Here is a 17906-nt window from a genome sequence, read left to right on the forward strand (position 1 = left end):
GGCTGGGACGGCTGCACTGCCCTCATTATCGGTATCGACTGAATACACACTCCAGAAGTGTGTCCATCGCCTTTGAATAATTGCCCTGCAGACTATAGAGGAGCTTCATCCGGCGAAAGCGCCGTTTGATCTCTTCATCAGAGAATTCAGGCGATCCCGATCGGTTTGCGAGGAAGAACCCATCGATCACCGGACTCAGCACCGCCTCGACGAGCTTTACTGGATAGCCACGCCCAAGAATGGGCCTGATCTCTTCCCGGAATCGGGAGTAGTCAGGGACGTCTTCGAGCGAGCACTCATCAAGAAGTGCATGGATGTCGCATGCGAATGCATCGGCGTCGGCGGAGAACCGCACTTCGATGTCTGGCAACAGATCAGCAGCCCGGGCGAATGCACGATCGATCAGATCTGCAACCAATACGATCTGTTCGAACGTCGCTTCATCCTCACAGCAATCGCGCAGTGCCTGTCGCATCGCCCCAAGCCGATCTGGGAGAGCAGGATGAGAGCCCGCATCAGTCGCATGATCGCCCAAGCGTTCCAGCAAGGACCACGACTGTAGCGCGAACTCCGCAGCTGCATAGTTGAGCATGTGGAAATTCGGATCATCATCACGCGCCGAACTGGCGTGCATCGAGAGCTGCACCGCGATGTAGTCGCAAACAAGCTCCTCCTCCACGGGCCCGACGGCTTCTGGCCGCGCCTCTCGCAGCTTATCCTCAACGTCGCACATCACATGCGCGAGTTCATGTGCAACCAGAAAACGCTGAGCACGCATGGCGAGCTCGCTGGCATAGACGCGCTGATGCTTTGAGATTTCGTAGTCAGGGCCGAAACTACCCTCGCACTGCCACCAGACAATCTCGCCCAGGATGCGCGCCAACTCGTCGAGCTCAAGCCCCTTGGAAGGATTGCTTTCAAGGCGAATGAGCGCACTGGAAAGAGGCCTTGCGACCCGATAGAGATACTCGGGGAGCGCTGATGTCATCACGATGCCGTAACTCCCGTCCTGGAACGTTTGGACGTATACGGCTGGGTTGTACTCGTAGATTTCCGCAGCTGAGATCCGACCATCGTCAAGGCGGCTGATGATGGACTCTGGAAGCAGGGGCCGCAGATCCTGAAGAACCATCTGCACCCGACAGGCGGCATCTGGCAAGCCAGTTGCCGCAGGTAGTTCCAGTTCCTCGGCAATCTCCGCGATCAGCTCCGGGCGCACTTTGCCTAGAGGATGATCCTGCTCCCGCTTCCGACGCTCGATGAAACTGCTGGCCTCAGTACTCATCTCATCAGCCCTTCCGCTTGAGCTTGAGCTTAAGCCCCGCCTGGGTCCCAGCAGAGAACTTCCCGAGCAACTCAACGCCGCCGCTTGCGGTTACGGCCAACGAAAGTTCGATTTCATCCACAACGACTGAAGTCGAGGCCAAAAAGCCGTCCTCCAGCATCTTCGAGAAATGTTCGGCCATCTTCCGGACACTATCATCCATTTCCATGGCACCTACTTCAACCACACGTGCCATGCCCGAACGCATCGACGCCAGGCCGTTTCTTACATTGCCTTCGGAAGGCTCTTCAACCAGAACGCGAATAACATCCATGAATCCCCCTGTTCGTCCGTTGATACTCTGAATTTCATATTGCCTCGCTCGAGGCAGGCTGATTATGTCCCGGCGGGGCGCCCTGACGCCAGATCAATCTACTGCCCGGACCTGCTGAGCCATTCGCGGCACAAGCGGTCGAAGGCAGAGACGGCATTCACCCACCGGCACCACAGCCGCCCCCGGCCACTGCTATATTCAGTCCAGCTCGGCAGGCATGGTGCCTGCCCTCGAATCACAGGGAGTTGGTCATGGGTCTGGTACAGGCGGTGAAGGGTGCGGTCGGCGGTGTGCTGGCCGACCAGTGGAAGGACTTCTACACCGTGCCGGCGGGCCTGCCGTCCACGGCGGCCCTGTTCGCGGCGGTGCCGCAGGGCACCAACGCCGGCCGCGGTTCCAACACCAGCGGCTCGTCCAACATCATCACCAACGGCTCGAAGATCATCGTGCCGGAGGGCTACGGTCTGCTGCTGTTCCAGGACGGCGCGATCACCGCGTTCGTCGCCGAACCGGGCGGCTACGAGTGGCGTTCGGACGACCTGAACTCGCAGTCGATCTTCGCCGGCGACGGCCTGGTCAGCACCTTCATCAAGCAGAGCTGGGAGCGCTTCAAGTTCGGCGGCCAGCCGGGCTCGCAGCAGGCGGCCTACTTCGTCTCGCTGAAGGAACTGCCGGACAACCGCTTCGGCACCCAATCGGAAATCTACTGGGACGACGGCTTCCTCAATACCCAGGTCGGCGCGGTCACGCGTGGTTCGTACACGCTGAAGATCGTCGACCCGATCCTGTTCGTGAAGAACTTCGTACCGGCCAGCTACCTGCAGCCGGGACAGGTATTCGACTTCACCGATCTGGACAACGCCGCGGCCAGCCAGCTGTTCAATGAAGTGGTCGGTTCGCTGGCGCCGGCCTTCAGCCTGTATACCAACGACCCGAGCAAGGGCAACCGCATCACCAAGCTGCAGCAGGACTCGCTGGGCTTCGCGCAGAGCCTGTCGGCTGCGGTCGAACAGGGTTACCAGTGGAAGTCCGACCGTGGCCTGGCCATCGTCAAGACCGCTATCGTCTCGATTGAATACGACGCCAATACCCGCGAACTGCTGAAGACCGTGCAGCGCGCCGATGCGTTGTCCGGTTCGCGCGGCAATTCCAACCTGCAGGCCAGTGTCGCCCAGGGCATCCAGTCGGCCGGCGAGAACGGCGGCGCGGCCGGCCTGGTCGGCGTCGGCATGGCCTCGGGCATGTTCGGAGTGGGTGGCATGCAGCAGCCGGTCACTCCGGCCGCGGATGACCCGGTCGCCAAGCTGAAGAGGGCCAAGGAAATGCTGGACCTGGGCCTGATCACCCAGAGCGACTATGACGCCCTGAAAGCCAAGGCACTGGGCCTGTAACAGCAGGACGCACAACGAACATGTCCGATCCCCGAAACGGCCCACCGCCGCTGCCCGGATCCGCGCCCGCGACGCCGCCGCCCTTGCCGGCGGCGTCGTTGGATGGGCCCGGTTCGCCGCAGGACGTCCCTCCCCTGCCCGGCAGCTTCCCGCTGGACACCTCGAAACTGCCACAGGCCATCCGCGATGAAGTGGAAGCGCCCGATCCTGTGGCCATCGATACTTCGGCCAGCGAGCTGAAGGACGGCCTCAACCGCTGCCCGAAGTGCGGCGCCACCGACATCCGGCCCAAGGCCGGTACCGATATCCTGGTCTGCCTGTACTGCCGTCACGAATGGCATGGCGCACGCGTCGAGGAGGAGTTCGGGCTGGGCGAGGCCATCGACCAGCTGCGCGGCACCGTCATCGCCTCCGGCGCACGCGACATCGATGCCGACACCTCGGCGTTGATGACCTTCAAGTGCACGGGCTGTGGCGCAGAAGTCACGGTCAACACCGAAAGCACGATGACGGCGCGCTGCCACTGGTGCCGCCACGTCTTCGGCGTCAACGAGCAGATTGCCAATGGCGCGGTACCCGATGCGGTGCTGCCCTTCCACATCAAGAAGGACGATGCGGTCGCGCGCATCCGCCAGTTCGTCGACAAGCGCCGGATGTTCGCGCTGAAGGCGTTCAAGGACCAGTTCACCCCTGAAAACGTGGCGGGCGTGTTCCTGCCCTACATGATCGTCGACAGCAATGTCAGCGCTGCGGTGGCCGGCAAAGGCGAGATCAAGACCCGTGAATACACGGTCGGCAGCGAGAAGAACAAGCGCACCCTCTACGACGCCGATGTCTACCAGGTCGAACGCCAGGTCGATTTCACCGTCGACGATCTTCCGCTGGAATCCTCGGCCGAGCGCGGCAACCTGGATACCCGCGCCAACACCAACAACATCATCAACACCATCCTGCCGTTCGATACCAAGAACGCGGTGAAATGGAACGCCTCCTACCTGGCCGGCTTCACTTCGGAGAAGCGCAACCTGGATGTGGAAAAGCTGCGGCCGCGGCTGGAAGACCAGCTGCTGTCGATTGCCCGCGCACAGGTGGAAGGCTCGGTGAAGCGCTACAACCGCGGCGTGCGCTGGGAGCAGGAACAGCTGGAGGTGCATGGCACCCGCTGGGTGTCGATGTACCTGCCGGTCTGGCTGTACTCGTACCATCAGCCTGGCAAGAACGGCGGCATGCTGCACTACATCGCGGTGAACGGCCGTACCGGCGAAACCATGGGCAGCGTGCCCGTGCAGCAATGGAAGATGCTGCTGGCGGCCCTTGCCACCGGCACCGTCATTGAAGCCCTCGCAATTGCCTTCCTGGTGGCATCGACATGAGCGACGACAGTGGCCTCTGGCTGTTGGCGGCAGGTCCGGCCGGCGCAACCGCGCTGTACTGGGCGTTGTACCGCTATTACCGCAACACCGACAAATCGCATTCCTTCGAGCACGAGACCGAAATCGAGGCGCAGCCCGTGACCGGTTCAGACCAGCAGGTGGGCCGGGTCACCGGCACCGAGGAAAAGCGCATACGCGGTGACAACGTGTACGAGTACCGGAAACGGGTGGCAAGGGTGAAACCCGACCAGTAGAGCCAGGCCATGCCTGGCTGATCGACAACGTCGCAACGACGACGGTGAACAGCTTCAGCCGGGCAGATGTGTACGCGCCTGCGACTGTGGCCTGCTTCGCAGATCAGCTCTGTTTGCCATGCCTATACTACCGCCGCTTCCACCCCTGCCATCGTTGCACCTGCCGGTGGAAGCGGCGGGGCTGGATGTCCCCGCCGGGCCGGCCGCCACGCTGCCGCCGGTCCTGCCAGTGATTTGTAACCCAACGCGGTTCAACCAATCACCAGGGGGAAGGCTATGCGCTACACACGTCGTGATTTTCTTGCCACCACCGCCAGCGCTTCATTGGCGTCACTGGTAGCACCCGGGGCCTGGGCCAGCGGTGCTGAGCCGGCCGGCAAGGCCGCACAGGCACGCTACCACCGCTACAACGTCACCAGCCCCGAAGGCCAGCGCATGCTGGCCAGCTATGCACGCGGCATCAAGGCCATGCTGGCATTGCCGGCAGACGATCCACGCAACTGGTTCCGCAACGCCTTCGTGCACCTGATGGACTGCCCGCACGGCAACTGGTGGTTCTACGTCTGGCACCGTGGCTATGTCGGCTACTTCGAACAGACCATCCGCACGCTCAGCGGTGATCCGCAGTTCGCCATGCCCTACTGGGACTGGACCGAGCTGCCACGGATTCCCCCGGCGATGTTCGACGGCGTATTGACGCCCACTGACAGCGCCTACGCGCCGTATACGCGCAACCTGGCGGTCTTCACCCGATTCATGCGCCCGGCGCTGCAGCGCTACTGGGACACGCTGGATGCAGGCCAACGCGGCCAGCTCAAGTTCCGTGGCTACCTCACTGCAGACGATGTCTGGAACGATGTGACCGGCTACAGCGTCGCGGAAAAGACCGGCATCTCGGGCAATGCGGCCTATGCGATCACCTGCGGCGCCCGCTACCTCTGGCGCGAGAATCCCGGCTTCGATGCAAAGACCGCTTCGGCCGTGTCTCCCGACACCATCCACGCGGGGCTGTCGCCGGTCGAGTTCTACAACGACGATGTCAGCCGCAGCTTCACCAGCTCGCGTACGGCCTCGCACGTGGTGCAGCCTGACGGCGCCACGAAATTCTCGGTACTGGAAGGATTCCCGCACAACAAGGTGCACAACTGCATCGGTGGCGTCGGCGCGGTCGATCCCGGCCCCTACGGCAACATGACCAACTTCCTGTCACCACTCGATCCGATCTTCTACCTGCACCACGCCAACATGGACCGCCTGTGGGATGTCTGGAACCAGCTGCAGCAGTCCCGCGGCAAGCCGATCATGCCCGTCAATGTCGACCAGCGGCGCCAGTTCATGAACGAACCGTTCCGCTTCTTCGTCGATGCACAGGGCAAGCCCGTTGGCGAGCGTCCGGCCAGTGCGTTCTTCTCCACCACGGCCTTCGACTACGACTACGTCTACGCGCGCCGCAACGACATGCTGGAGGCGGTCACGCTGCCAGCAGCTGCCGGCGCGGTGCGGCTGGTGCGCGGCACACGCTCCGATGGCGCCGTCCGCGTGGCTGTCCCCAATGAGGCGGTGCGCGCGCACCTGACCACATCGGGCCCGCGCCAGTTGATTGCCGAAGTGACCCTGGAGCGACCACGCGGCTTGAACAATACGCGCGAGTTCGACGTGCTGATCAACGCACCGGCGGGCACCGCCTCCGTGGCGGCCGACAGTCCGTACTACGCCGGCACCGTATCGTTCTTCGGGCCGACCATGGCCGGGATGGATCACAGCCACCCAACCACGTTCGCGGTGCCGCTGCCGCAGAAACTGGGGGCCCTGCAGGCACTGAATGCCGCCGATGGGGGAACGACCACGCTGGAGATCCGCCTGGTCGCATCGTCCGGCCAGGCACCGCAGACATTCCCGGTACTGGATGCCGCCATCCTGGTAGCGCCGCCGCAGCCGTGATGACGCACGGCAGGTGCCGGGCTGTCCGGCACCTGCCCTCGGCCTGGCAGTCTTCAGCCGGCCTGCCCCAGCCGCACCTTCAACTGCTGGATCTCCTGCTCGCTCACTCCGATCGACTTCAGGTACCCTTCCGCACCACCATACTGGCTGTGCAACGCCGCCAGGAACTGCTCCATGTTGTCCGGTGCGGTACCGGCCATACCGGCCATCTTGCGGGCGATCTCGGGGTTCTGCTTGACCAGCGCCATGATCTGCGCGTTCATCGCGCTGTCCTTCGGCTGCCCTTCCAGGTAGTGCGCGGAGATCGCGTAGTTGTGCACGATCTCGGCCTTCGGCACGCCGGCCAGATCCAGCAGCAGGCCAGCGATGATGCCGGTGCGGTCCTTGCCGGCCGTGCAATGGAACAGCACGGCACCATCCTGCTGCGCGGCGATGCGCTGGAACACCTGCTTGAACTGCGGCTGGCTGTGCCCCAGCCACTGCACATAGGCTTCGCCCAGCGAATCCGGGAAACTGGTCATCATCTTCTGCAGGTCCATCTTCTCGGTGCCCATCAGCGAAATGCGCTGGTAGGCAAAGCGATCATCCCTGGCCAGCAGGTCCGGCGACTGCGCCTCTTCATCGGCGGTACGCAGGTCGATATCCAGCTTCACGCCGGCCGCGGCCAGGGCATCGCGGTCGGCATCGGTGAGGCGGCCGAGGTCTGCGGTGCGCACGAACGCATCGGCCGGAATCGGACCGTGGCGGCCCTGCAGGCCGGCGAAGGTACGCACGTTCCAGGCGCCCTGCAGCGGGATCACGCGCTGCGCATCGGCAGCGACGGGCTTCACGTTCGCAACGGCCGTCGGCTTCGCGGCGGCGACCTGCGGCGCATCAGCGGCAGCAGCCGTCGCAGCCATCGGCAGGCTGAGCATCACGGCCAGGACAAGTTCGGTAGAGCGGTGCTTCATGGAATTCTCCGTTCGAATCAGAAGTTGACGGCCACGTCCAGGCCGAAGGTGCGCGGGTCGTTGAAGATGCCGCTCTGGCCCAGCGCTGCGCTGTTGATCTTGTAGAACAGGTGCTGCTCATCCAGCAGGTTGCGCGCCCACAGCGAGAACGACATCGTGGTGCCGGTGCTGTTGACCGGCACATCCACCAGCGCCACCCGTGCGTTCACCACGAACGAGCTGTCGGTCAGCATCTGGTCGTACTCGCTGGTGTAGTAGCCATCGGACCAGTTGCCGTCCACATGGAACTTCAGTGCCGAGAAGTTCGCGAACGGCACCAGGTAGTCGACCGACAGGCTGCCGGCGTTCTTCGGCGCCAGCAGCGGCTGGACCGTTACCTGCACCCCTGCACCGAACGGGTCCGTCGCGGTCTGCGCGTCGATCTTCGTATAGGCGTAGTTGAGGCCGAGGGTGAGGTTGTCCACCGGCATCACGTTGAACTCCAGCTCTGCGCCGCGCGACTTGCCATCGCTCAGTGCATTGGTGGTGACCATGGTGGTGCGGGTTTCGCCGCTGTTCGGGTCGAACGGCAGCGAGAAGTCCACCTGCTTGTGCGCGATGGTCGAATCGAATACCGCCAGGTTCAGGCGCGCGCGGTTGTCCCAGAACTGCGATTTGAAGCCCAGCTCATAGGCCGTCACTTCTTCAGGACCGAACGCGCTGTAGTTGGTCGAGCGCGAGTTGGCACCGCCGGCCTTGAAGCCGGTGCTGTACTTGGCATAGACCATCGCGTGCTCGCCGAGGTCGTAGGCGATATTGACCATCGGGTCGAAACGGCTCCAGCGATCCTTGAACGCAAGGTTGGTCGCCGCACCATTGACGATGTACAGGCTGCCCTTCTTGTCATCGCGGGTATAGCGGCCACCCGCTGTCAGGTGCAACCGCTGCATCGCTTCCGGGGTCCACGTGGCCTGGCCGAAGACGCCCAGGCTGTCGGTCCAGGCCTTGCTGGCGCGATCGATGCGTACCCGCGAGAGATCCAGCGGGTTGGTCGCCGGATTCACGGTGTAGCTGTTGCCACCCGGCCCCCAGACCAGCATGTTCGGGGTCTGCGCATTGTCACCAGCGGTCTCGTGGTAATAGAACGCACCGCCCAGGAACTGCACCTGCGAGGTGTTGCCGATCAGCTGGAATTCCTGGCTGTACTGGTGCTGGTAGACCTGGGCCAGGCTGTAACGCCCGAAGGGTATGCCTGCGCCACCATAGGCCGAAATCGCATCGACCAGGCCCATGTCGAACTGGCCCTGGGTGAGTTCACGGTAGGAACTGATCGACTTCAACTCCAGGTTGTCGTTCAGCGTCCACGACAGGTTCAACAGATGGCCACTGGTCCGTCCGATGTTGTCTTCCTGCGGCCCGCCCAGGATGGCGCTGTCGCGGCGATCCTGGCTGGCGCCGGCCTTCTGCAGGGGGCTGAGGTAGGCGCCTGGCACCAGCACCTGGGTGTGATATGGCGTGGTGGCATCATAGGAGCGATCGAACGCGTACAACAAAGAGAAGTCATCGCTCGGCTGCCACAGCGCACTCAGGCGGGCGCCGCGCTTGTCGTAACTGTTGAAGTCACGCTCGCCGCGCATCGGATTGTCTGTGGTGCCGCCACGCTTGGCCTGCACGGCGTCGATCTTGAAGCTGACATCGCCCACCTTGGGCAGATCCAGGTGCAGCGCACTGTTGTAGCCGCTGAAGTTGGACACGCCCGCGCTGACGTTGCCGCCAAACTCGCCGGTCGGCGCCTTGGTGACAATGCTCACCGCGCCGCCTTCGGTATTGCGGCCGAACAGCGTGCCCTGCGGCCCCTTCAGCACTTCGATGCGCTCCACGTCGTAGAGCATGCTGCCCAGGCCCTGCGCGCGGCCCATGAACACCCCGTCGACGTAGATGCCGACGCCGGCATCGCGGGCCGGTTGGTTGGCGTCGCCGGAGGCACCGATGCCACGGATGCCGATGTTCAGCGCAGAACTACGGGTAGCGAACGGCGTGACCCGCAGTGATGGGATGGAGCCATCGGACAAGTTGCCCAGCGAAATCGCGCTGCGGTCCTTCAGCGCTTCGGCATCGACCACCGATACCGAGATCGGGGTCTCCTGCAGGTTGGTGGCGCGTTTCTGCGCAGTCACCATCACCTGGTCAAGGGCGACCACGGTGCGCGCGGCATCGGCGGATGCCTCGGCGTCGGCGCTGGGACTGTCTTCGGCATGGGCCAGCGCCGGCAGTGCGGCGGCAATGGCGAGGGTGAGCAGCGGGCGGTGCAGCAGGGCGTGGCGCATCGGACTCATTCGCGGAAGGAGAAGGCCGGCGCAGTCTGGGAGGCGGGAATTACAAATGAATGACCGTTCATTCACACCTTTTGTGACGTACTATCCCGCCTCTGGACGCCCCGACTTCATGCAATGACGCCGAAAACCGCCCTAGCCGCACCCGCTGACGCCCCTGCCGCCGCCCATGCCGAAGCCCAGCGCCGGCGCATCCTCGACGCCGCCCAGAAGTGCTTCATCACCCGTGGTTTCCATGCCGGTTCGATCGGCGATATCGCTGCCGAGGCCGAGATCAGCCAGGGGCTGATGTACCGCTATTTCGCCAACAAGCGCGCCCTGATCCTGGCCCTGATCGAGCGCCAGCTGCGCCACGACCAGGCCTCGATCAGCGAGATGCCGGTGGCGTCCGATCTGATTGATGGGCTGCTGGAGTGCTACCAGCAATGGGCGCGCGGCGAAGTGCTGCCGATCCACGGCAATGCCATCGCCAGCGTGGCCCTGTATGCAGAGATCAATGCCGAGGCGCATCGCGACCCGATGCTGGCCGAGGTGCTGCGTACCCATGACAAGCAGACCAGTGCCGCGATCCATGCCTGGTTGCGCCAGCGCGATGCCGATCAGGGCCGGATCGTGGACGAGGAGCAGATTGCAGGCCGCACCCTGCTGCTGCGGCTGCTGGTGGAAGGTCTGGCCATGCGCGCCGTGCGCGATCCGGACCTGCCGCCGGAGCGGGTGCGGGCGCTGCTGGCCGATGCGATTGGTCGTGTGATGGCGGATTGAACGGTAGTGCCGGCCGCTGGCCGGCACCCCGGGCAAAAACGGTGGTATCAGATGAAGAAACGGGCGGGCAGAGCCTTATGCACGGCCTTCGCGCGCTCGCCGAAGTACCAGGTCGCCAGCGCGAGGAACCCGATGACGATCAGCAGCCCGTATCCAGGGCGTCCCCAGCTTGCGATCGGGACTGCGCTTGCCGCTACGAAAAATTTGCCACCCGCAGCGAGCAGGAGGGTGTTGGAGATCCGCGCGACGCTGGCGCAGAGCAACAGACTGAGGAGGGCGGACCAGGAAAATTTGTGATTCATCGAAGTCTCTTCAGGTTACGGAGAATAGTCAACGTCGCTTCGAACACGGTTGGCCACGAGGACTGACCCCAGCGTAGGGCCTGGCGTCTGCATTCCTGCCTCCTAACCGGCTTGATCGCAGCGGCAGTTGGGCGCCTGCCCGGCCCCGGCACATCGGACACGTGCACATCTCGGGGACATGCCCGTCCGCAAGATCAGGCATCCACCTGCCCTCCCCCTTGCCTTGATGTCTGCCCCCACCGGTTCCCGTCTGGTCATCTACGCCGCCCTCGCGGGCAACCTGGCCATTGCCATCGCAAAGTTCATTGCTGCCGGCATCTCCGGCAGCTCGGCCATGCTCAGCGAGGGCGTGCATTCACTGGTCGACACCCTCAATGAGGTACTGCTGCTGTACGGCCTGCGTCGTGCAGGCAAGGCCCCTGACCCGGTACATCCCTTCGGCTATGGCCGCGAGCTGTACTTCTGGAGCTTCATCGTCGCCCTGCTGGTGTTCGCCGCGGGCGCCGGCGTCTCAGCGTACGAGGGCATCCAGCATATCCGGCAGCCGGAGCCGGCCACCAACCACGCGTTGAGCTACGGCGTGCTGGGTATTTCCATCCTGTTCGAGGGCGCTTCCTGGTGGGTGGCGCTGAGAGAATTCCGGCGTACCAAGGGCAAACTCGGCTACTTCGAAGCATTCCGCCGCAGCAAGGACCCGTCCACCTTCACCGTGTTGCTGGAGGACAGTGCCGCCCTTCTGGGCCTGGGCTTCGCGCTGATCGGGCTGCTGGCCGCCCAGCTGCTGGAAATGCCGGTGCTTGATGGCGTTGCATCACTGTGCATCGCCGGCGTGCTGGCCGCAACCGCCTTCCTTCTGGCGCGTGAGACCAAGGGCCTGCTGGTCGGAGAACCTGCCCACCCCGCGGTGGCCGAGCGGATCATGGCGGTGGCCGAAACCGATCCGGACCTGCGTCGCGCGAACGGCGTGACCACCATGCAGATGGGGCCGGAACAGGTCGTGGCGATGCTCAGTGCCGAGTTCGAGGACGATCGGCGGACCCCGCAGATTGAAGCCTGCATCACCCGCATCGAAACGGCGGTGAAGCGGGAGTATCCGGAACTGGTTGCACTGTTCATCAAGCCGCAGACGCCCGAAGTCTATGCCGCGCGGCGCGCGGCACTGGCCGCGCCGCCTGCGCCGGAATGATGCTGCGTCTGCGCCCGTTTCACCTGACCGATGCCACAGTGCCACCGTCTTTCACCCGAGCCTGCCACTACCGTGCCGGACTGGTTGCCCGCTTCACTGCAGATCCTTCCGCGCCGCTTCTACCAGCGCCCTTCGACCGACGTTGCGCCCGAGCTGCTCAACAAGCTGCTGGTACGCAACGATGGTCGCGCGGCGCGCATCGTCGAGGTCGAGGCCTATGCCGGCAGCATCGATCCGGCCGCGCACTCCTATCGCGGGCAGACGCCACGCACCGCCAGCATGTTCGGTGAGGCCGGCCATCTGTATGTCTACTTCACCTACGGCATGCACTGGGGCAGCAACGTGGTCTGCGGCGAAATCGGCGAGGGCGTCGCCGTCCTGCTGCGGGCCGCCGAGCCGATGGCGGGGCTGGAACGAATGCGCGAACTGCGCCCGGCGGCCCGACGTGACCATGATCTGGCCAGCGGCCCCGGCAAGCTCTCGCAGGCCTTCGGGCTGGACCGCGGCTTCGATGGCGCAGACCTGGTGACCGGCAGCCACGGCATTGTCATTGCCTGCGATGGCGTGCCTCCCCCCGAGGATCCGGTGGTCGGGCCCCGCATCGGCATCACCCGTGCGGTGGACTTTCCCTGGCGTTGGCATGTTCGCGACCACCGTCACGTTTCGGTGCGCCCCTCGCGCGGGCCCCGCAAGCCCTGACCGGGATGCGTCACGTCGGCGTCACCCCGTCGTGGCGATACATAACGCGCTACGCACTAGCGTGGTGCATGACAGCCGCCGAAGCCGCCCTCGCCACCCCAGCCTTGAAACGCGCCATGGACGAAGCCGACCGCCTGCTTGAACTCGACCGCCTGCACCTGCTCGACACGCCACCAGAGCCTGTTTTCGATGCGATCGTCGCCGCCGCGCGTGCCGCTACCGGCATGACCATGGCTCTGATTTCAGTTGTTGCCGACGAGCGCCAGTGGTTCAAGGCCAACATCGGGCTGGAAGGTGTCAGCGAAACCGCGCGCGAGATTTCATTCTGCACCCATGCCATACAGCAGGACACGCTGTTCGAGATTCCGGACGCGCGCCAGGACCCGCGCTTCGCCAGCAATCCACTGGTCACCGGCGGCCCGCGCATCCGCCACTACGCGGGGATCTCGCTGGGCTCGGCGCATGGCGCGCGCATAGGAACGCTGTGCCTGCTCGACCCGATGCCGGGCGTTCTGTCTCCCTCCCAGCGCGAATTGATGGTGCATCTGGCCCGGGTCACCACCCAGGTGCTGGAGCAGCGCAGCACGCTGATGGCCCAGGTCGGCCAGGCCAAGGCCCTGCATCGTGAGCTGAAGCGCAGCGAGGATTTCCTGGAACGCACCAACCGCGCGGCCCGGGTGGGCGGCTGGGAGATGGACCTGGTCAGCAACGAAGTGCGCTGGACCCGCGAGACCAAGCAGATCCATGGCGTGCGCAGCAACTTCGAGCCGACGCTCGAAACTGCGCTTTCGTTCTATCGCGAGGACAGCCGAAACATCATCCGCACGGCGGTGCAGCGTTGCATTGATGAAGGCACGTCGTGGGAGGTGCAGCTGCCGATGACCACCGCCGACGGACGAGCCATCTGGACCCGCGTGGTTGGAGGCCGGCAGCAGGTCGATGGCCGGCCGCGGCTGGTCGGGGCCATACAGGACATCACCGAGGAGCGCGCCGCGCTGGATGCACTGGAAGCAAGCGAAACCCGCTACCGGCGGCTGTTCCACTACAGCCTTGGCCTGATCTGCACCCACACGCTGGAGGGCGTGCTGACCTCGGTGAACCCAGCGGCCGTGCAGTCACTGGGCTTCGATGAGAGCTACATGATCGGGCGCAGCTTGTGCGACCTGATGCCGCCGGAGAAGCGGGCCGCGTTCAAGGCGTATCTGGAACGCATCGCAGTCAACCACACCGATGCCGGCGTCATCGAGCTGATCGCCGCCGATGGTACCCGGCATTTCTGGGCGTATCACAACGTGCTCGACAACGAGGCCACCCCACCCTACGTGCTCGGCCATGCGCAGGACGTCACCGCACTGCGGATGCAGGAACAGCAGTTGCGCGAGATGTCCTTCAAGGATCCCCTCACCCAGAGCTACAACCGCCGCTTCCTGCCCCGCCTGGACGAACTGATCGACAAGCCTTGGGCCTGCCTGATGTTCGATCTGGATCATTTCAAGCAGATCAACGACACCCAGGGCCATGCACGGGGTGACACGGTGCTGGTCGAGTTCGCCGCCTTCCTGCGCGCTCCACTGGGGTCAATGGAAAGCGTAGTGCGTATGGGTGGCGACGAGTTCATGGTGGTGCTGACTGCACCGGAACCGGGACGGCTGGCCACGCTGGAGCAGTGGTATGCGCAGCATGCCGGGCAGTCACCCACACCCTTCTCGCTGGGCGCGACCCACCACGCACCCGGCGAGACGGTGGCCGACACCCTGCAGCGCGCCGACAGCCGTCTGTATCGCGAGCGTGCACGCGTGCGCACGCATCCGCGCCCCTCATCCTGAGGCTGCTCCTGTGGAGCCAAAGGCAACGGCTCCTGCCGTTGCCTTCGGCTCCACAAATGCCTGCACCGGGCCTGCGCCTACTCCGCTGCCAGCGCCTGGATCGGGTCCAGTTGTGCCGCGCTGCGCGCCGGGAAGTAGCCGAAGCCAAGCCCGATCGCAGACGAGCACGCCAGCGCGGCAAGCACCGGGCCCGCCGTGAACAGGAACGGCACACCCAGCGACAGCAGGCTGGACAGCGCACCCACGCCGAACGCGAACAGCACCCCCAGCACGCCCCCGAACAGGCAGATCAGCACGGCCTCGATCAGGAACTGGCGCAGGATGTCGCCCTGCCGCGCGCCCACCGCCAGCCGCACGCCGATCTCGCGCACGCGCTCCTTCACCGAGACCAGCATGATGTTCATCACCCCCACCCCGCCGACCACCAGCGCCACTGCTGCGATGGCCGAAACCAACGCTGCCATGGTCTGGCTGGACTTCATCACCGCCTTGCGGATCTGGTCGGCGTTGTAGATGAAGAAGTCACGACGGCCATGCAACCGCTCCAGCTCGGCCCCCAGCGAGGCCTCGGCGGCGTTGGTGGGCACGTCGTCGCGCACACGCACCGTGATGCTCTCCAGGCGCTCGCTGCCCAGCAGCCGCGAGGCCGCCGAGGTATACGGCACGTAGACCGACGGGGTTGCACCGCCAGCGAACGCATTGGCCCCGACCACACCGATCACCTCCACCGGCATGCCGCCCAGCAGCACCGTGCTGCCAATCGGGCTGTCGCTGAACAGCGCTTTGGCGGCCTTCTGGTCGACCACGCCCACGGCACGGTGCGCATGGACTTCGGCGTCGGTGAAGAAGCGGCCGGCCTTCAGCCGCAGCCCACGCACGCGGGGCATGTCGGCCCCCACGCCCAGCACCTGGGTGTTGGCACGCCGGTTGCCCTGCAGCGCTGCCACCGATCCGCTCAGGTTCGGGCTTACGCTGTCCACGTAACTCAATGCCGCAAGATGGTGCGCATCGCCCACCACCAGCGTCTCGATCTCCGCCGAGCGCGGGTCACCGAAATCCGAGCCCGGGAAGATCTCCAGCGTGCTGGCGCCCAGTTCGTTGATCTGAGATTCAACCTGCGCCTGCGCACCCTTGCCCAGCGCAACCACGGTCACCACCGCCGCGACACCGATGATGATGCCGAGCATGGTCAGCAGCGTGCGCAGGCGATGGGCCAGCATCGAGCGCACGGCCATCCGCGCGGCTTCGCGAATCGCATCCATGCGTGCGCGGCGCTCGGTGACCGGCGACACGCCGCGTTCGGTCCCGGGTGTTTCAGCCACAGCACGCGATCCCCGCTCGCCGCGGTCGGTCACCACCCGGCCGTCGGCGATCTCGATCACCCGCGCCGCGTTGGCGGCAATCGCCGAATCGTGTGTCACCAGGATCACCGTGTGGCCCTGTGCATGCAGGCGCTTCAGCTCGGCCATCACCTGCTGGCCACTGGCGTGATCGAGCGCGCCGGTGGGTTCATCGGCCAGCACGATCGCGCCGCCGTTCATCAGCGAACGGGCAATGGACACGCGCTGCTGCTGGCCGCCGGACAGCTGGCTCGGCCGGTTCGCCATGCGTTCGCCCAGCCCCAGCGTCTCCAGCAGCGTGCGTGCACGGGCAGTGCGCACGTCCGCCTCCACGCCGGCATAAACTGCCGGCAGCGCCACGTTCTCGGTGGCACTCAGGTTCTCCATCAGGTTGTAGCGCTGGAAGATGAAGCCGAAATGCTCGCGGCGCAGGCGTGCCAGCGCGTCCGGCGCCATCTGCTCGGTGGCCTCGCCGCTCACCCGATAGCTGCCCCCGGTCGGCCGGTCCAGGCAGCCAAGGATGTTCATCAGCGTGGACTTGCCCGAGCCCGAGGGGCCGATGATGGCGATGAACTCGCCGGCATCGATGCGCAGCGAAACGTCCTTCAGCACCACCACCTCGCCGGCGGCGGAGCGATAGGCGCGCGATACGCCATGCAGTTCCAGCAGTGCGTCGGCCATGCTCACATCCCCAGCAGGCTGGTCGGTTCGGATTCGCCGCCGCTGGGCGCCTGGCCGACCACCACGTTCTCACCCTCGCGCAGGCCGGACAGGATCTGCACGGCGGTGGCGGTGCGCAGGCCGGTCGTCACCGCACGTTCCTGGGCGCGGCCCTTGGTGTCGAGCACGCGCACGGTTCCACGGCTGCCGTCCTTGCCATCCGAATCGGTCAGCGCCGTCAATGGCACCTGCAGCGCGTTGGCAACCCGTGCCAGCTGCAGGGTCACCTTCACCGTCATCGAGGGCTTCAGCTTCAGGCCGGGATTGGCCACGTCGAACAGGCCGGCGTAATACACCGCCTTCGGCGTCTGCGCAGAGCCACCCGCATTGCCGGTGGCGACGTCGGCAATCGAGGAGGGCGCCGGTTCCAGCTGCTGCAGGTGGGATTCATAGCGGCGGCCGCTCGGCCCCAGTGTCGAGAACCACAACGGTTGCCCCGGTGCCACCAGCTCGACGTCGGCCTCGGCGATCTCGGCGCGCACGGTCATCGTATCCATCTGCGCCAGCATCACGATGGTCGGCGTGGTCTGCATCGAGTTCAACGTCTGCCCGGCCTTGGTGACGATGGCCACGATGTAACCGTCGCTGGGCGAAACAATGCGGGTATAGCCCAGGTTGATCCGTGCGGTTTCGACCTGGGTCACGGCCTGCTCGATCTGCGCCTGCAGCGCGGCCACCTCCGAACGTGCCGCATCGCGTGCCACGCGTGCGGCTTCGAAACCTTCCTGTGACACCAGGCGCGACGCCACCAGCTGCGACTGCCGCTGGTAAGCGCGACTGGCCTGCGCGTAGCGGGCCTCGCTGGCGGCATGCTGGGCACGCAGCGTATTGGTAGCCGCCTCGGCGCTGCGCAGTGCGATGCGCTGCGGCTGCGAATCGACCTCGGCGATCAGGTCACCGGCTTGTACGCGCTGGCCCAGCACCACATGCAGGCGCTTGACCTGGCCGGACACCTGCGCACCCACCGCCACCAGCTCCTTGGGATGGACCCGGCCGACCGCCTGTACGGTCTTCTCCAGATCTGCCACCCTTGCCGGCGCAGTGATCAGCGCGGCATCATCGCCGCCGGCGAACGCCCACCATCCAGCGCCGGCGGCCAATGTGGCCACCGTAGCGGCAATGATCCAGGTCCTGCGGTTGCTCATCGAAACGCCCGGCTGCGTGCAGTCGCCCAATGCGACCGCCGAAACCGCAGTCTGGAAGCCGCGGATGGACGTTTCTTGGAGCCACTGTGGAGATTGCATGGAGGCGC

The 17906-nt window shown here is 65.0% G+C and carries 15 protein-coding genes; 8 read left to right on the top strand and 7 right to left on the bottom strand.

Annotation, left to right across the window (positions count from 1 at the left end):
• Positions 1 to 25: 25 nt before the first annotated feature.
• The gene (locus ACZK13_RS11295) at positions 26 to 1285 is read right to left on the bottom strand and encodes a hypothetical protein (RefSeq protein ID WP_180837211.1); all 1260 of its coding nucleotides are present in this window, start codon (positions 1283 to 1285) and stop codon (positions 26 to 28) included.
• 4 nt (positions 1286 to 1289) lie between these two features.
• The gene (locus tag ACZK13_RS11300) at positions 1290 to 1598 is read right to left on the bottom strand and encodes a Pepco domain-containing protein (RefSeq protein WP_152906899.1); all 309 of its coding nucleotides are present in this window, start codon (positions 1596 to 1598) and stop codon (positions 1290 to 1292) included.
• A 251-nt stretch (positions 1599 to 1849) separates the two neighbouring features.
• Here ACZK13_RS11300 and ACZK13_RS11305 point away from each other — a divergent pair, with 251 nt between their 5' ends.
• The 4 genes from ACZK13_RS11305 (at position 1850) to ACZK13_RS11320 (ending at position 6557) form a co-directional block, all read left to right on the top strand.
• Positions 1850 to 2989, top strand: a complete 1140-nt coding sequence (locus tag ACZK13_RS11305) for an SPFH domain-containing protein (protein ID WP_180837216.1) — start codon at positions 1850 to 1852, stop codon at positions 2987 to 2989.
• A 20-nt stretch (positions 2990 to 3009) separates the two neighbouring features.
• Positions 3010 to 4362: a TFIIB-type zinc ribbon-containing protein gene (locus ACZK13_RS11310; RefSeq protein ID WP_478481657.1), complete on the top strand. Its 1353-nt coding sequence runs from the start codon at positions 3010 to 3012 to the stop codon at positions 4360 to 4362.
• Positions 4359 to 4616 carry a hypothetical protein gene (locus ACZK13_RS11315; protein WP_032127215.1) on the top strand — a complete coding sequence of 86 codons (258 nt, stop codon included), beginning with the start codon at positions 4359 to 4361 and terminating at the stop codon, positions 4614 to 4616. Before ACZK13_RS11310 ends, ACZK13_RS11315 begins: the two co-directional genes overlap by 4 nt.
• Positions 4617 to 4892: 276 nt before the next feature.
• A complete protein-coding gene (locus ACZK13_RS11320; RefSeq protein ID WP_180837220.1) occupies positions 4893 to 6557 on the top strand; it encodes a tyrosinase family protein in 1665 nt (554 codons plus the stop codon).
• 53 nt (positions 6558 to 6610) lie between these two features.
• Here the strand turns inward: ACZK13_RS11320 and ACZK13_RS11325 are convergent, their stop codons facing one another.
• Together ACZK13_RS11325 and ACZK13_RS11330 are read right to left on the bottom strand one after the other, a co-directional pair.
• Positions 6611 to 7507, bottom strand: coding sequence for a tyrosine-protein phosphatase (locus tag ACZK13_RS11325; RefSeq protein ID WP_180837222.1), 897 nt, complete (start codon positions 7505 to 7507; stop codon positions 6611 to 6613).
• 17 nt (positions 7508 to 7524) lie between these two features.
• On the bottom strand, positions 7525 to 9813 hold the full coding sequence (locus ACZK13_RS11330) for a TonB-dependent receptor (protein WP_478481659.1): 2289 nt from the start codon (positions 9811 to 9813) through the stop codon (positions 7525 to 7527).
• Positions 9814 to 9936: 123 nt separating this feature from the next.
• Here ACZK13_RS11330 and ACZK13_RS11335 point away from each other — a divergent pair, with 123 nt between their 5' ends.
• Positions 9937 to 10581 (top strand): TetR/AcrR family transcriptional regulator, encoded by a 645-nt coding sequence (locus ACZK13_RS11335; RefSeq protein WP_125894803.1) that lies wholly within the window; start codon positions 9937 to 9939, stop codon positions 10579 to 10581.
• Positions 10582 to 10628: 47 nt separating this feature from the next.
• Here the strand turns inward: ACZK13_RS11335 and ACZK13_RS11340 are convergent, their stop codons facing one another.
• Complete coding sequence (locus ACZK13_RS11340) at positions 10629 to 10883, bottom strand: hypothetical protein (protein ID WP_125894805.1); 255 nt, start codon at positions 10881 to 10883, stop codon at positions 10629 to 10631.
• Between the two features lie 226 nt (positions 10884 to 11109).
• Here ACZK13_RS11340 and ACZK13_RS11345 point away from each other — a divergent pair, with 226 nt between their 5' ends.
• From ACZK13_RS11345 to ACZK13_RS11355, 3 genes are all read left to right on the top strand, one after another.
• On the top strand, positions 11110 to 12069 hold the full coding sequence (locus tag ACZK13_RS11345) for a cation diffusion facilitator family transporter (protein ID WP_180837228.1): 960 nt from the start codon (positions 11110 to 11112) through the stop codon (positions 12067 to 12069).
• A 72-nt stretch (positions 12070 to 12141) separates the two neighbouring features.
• A complete protein-coding gene (locus tag ACZK13_RS11350) occupies positions 12142 to 12768 on the top strand; it encodes a DNA-3-methyladenine glycosylase (protein ID WP_125894809.1) in 627 nt (208 codons plus the stop codon).
• A 116-nt stretch (positions 12769 to 12884) separates the two neighbouring features.
• Positions 12885 to 14594, top strand: coding sequence for a sensor domain-containing diguanylate cyclase (locus tag ACZK13_RS11355; RefSeq protein WP_125894811.1), 1710 nt, complete (start codon positions 12885 to 12887; stop codon positions 14592 to 14594).
• Between the two features lie 77 nt (positions 14595 to 14671).
• Here the strand turns inward: ACZK13_RS11355 and ACZK13_RS11360 are convergent, their stop codons facing one another.
• Both ACZK13_RS11360 and ACZK13_RS11365 read right to left on the bottom strand, forming a co-directional pair.
• Positions 14672 to 16615 (bottom strand): MacB family efflux pump subunit, encoded by a 1944-nt coding sequence (locus tag ACZK13_RS11360; RefSeq protein ID WP_253143201.1) that lies wholly within the window; start codon positions 16613 to 16615, stop codon positions 14672 to 14674.
• A gap of 2 nt (positions 16616 to 16617) precedes the next feature.
• On the bottom strand, positions 16618 to 17799 hold the full coding sequence (locus ACZK13_RS11365) for an efflux RND transporter periplasmic adaptor subunit (protein ID WP_253143202.1): 1182 nt from the start codon (positions 17797 to 17799) through the stop codon (positions 16618 to 16620).
• Positions 17800 to 17906: the final 107 nt, after the last annotated feature.

The organism is Stenotrophomonas sp. 99219_Sma (genome assembly GCF_056480785.1).

Excerpts from the sequence above, each read along its gene's own strand:
- ACZK13_RS11315 (WP_032127215.1), top strand. The coding sequence starts at position 4,359 with ATGAGCGACGACAGTGGCCTCTGGCTGTTGGCGGCAGGTCCGGCCGGC.
- ACZK13_RS11360 (WP_253143201.1), bottom strand. The coding sequence starts at position 16,615 with ATGGCCGACGCACTGCTGGAACTGCATGGCGTATCGCGCGCCTATCGC.
- ACZK13_RS11345 (WP_180837228.1), top strand. The coding sequence starts at position 11,110 with ATGTCTGCCCCCACCGGTTCCCGTCTGGTCATCTACGCCGCCCTCGCG.
- ACZK13_RS11335 (WP_125894803.1), top strand. The coding sequence starts at position 9,937 with ATGACGCCGAAAACCGCCCTAGCCGCACCCGCTGACGCCCCTGCCGCC.
- ACZK13_RS11300 (WP_152906899.1), bottom strand. The coding sequence starts at position 1,598 with ATGGATGTTATTCGCGTTCTGGTTGAAGAGCCTTCCGAAGGCAATGTA.
- ACZK13_RS11355 (WP_125894811.1), top strand. The coding sequence starts at position 12,885 with ATGGACGAAGCCGACCGCCTGCTTGAACTCGACCGCCTGCACCTGCTC.
- ACZK13_RS11365 (WP_253143202.1), bottom strand. The coding sequence starts at position 17,799 with ATGAGCAACCGCAGGACCTGGATCATTGCCGCTACGGTGGCCACATTG.
- ACZK13_RS11325 (WP_180837222.1), bottom strand. The coding sequence starts at position 7,507 with ATGAAGCACCGCTCTACCGAACTTGTCCTGGCCGTGATGCTCAGCCTG.
- ACZK13_RS11320 (WP_180837220.1), top strand. The coding sequence starts at position 4,893 with ATGCGCTACACACGTCGTGATTTTCTTGCCACCACCGCCAGCGCTTCA.
- ACZK13_RS11340 (WP_125894805.1), bottom strand. The coding sequence starts at position 10,883 with ATGAATCACAAATTTTCCTGGTCCGCCCTCCTCAGTCTGTTGCTCTGC.
- ACZK13_RS11310 (WP_478481657.1), top strand. The coding sequence starts at position 3,010 with ATGTCCGATCCCCGAAACGGCCCACCGCCGCTGCCCGGATCCGCGCCC.
- ACZK13_RS11305 (WP_180837216.1), top strand. The coding sequence starts at position 1,850 with ATGGGTCTGGTACAGGCGGTGAAGGGTGCGGTCGGCGGTGTGCTGGCC.
- ACZK13_RS11295 (WP_180837211.1), bottom strand. The coding sequence starts at position 1,285 with ATGAGTACTGAGGCCAGCAGTTTCATCGAGCGTCGGAAGCGGGAGCAG.
- ACZK13_RS11330 (WP_478481659.1), bottom strand. The coding sequence starts at position 9,813 with ATGCGCCACGCCCTGCTGCACCGCCCGCTGCTCACCCTCGCCATTGCC.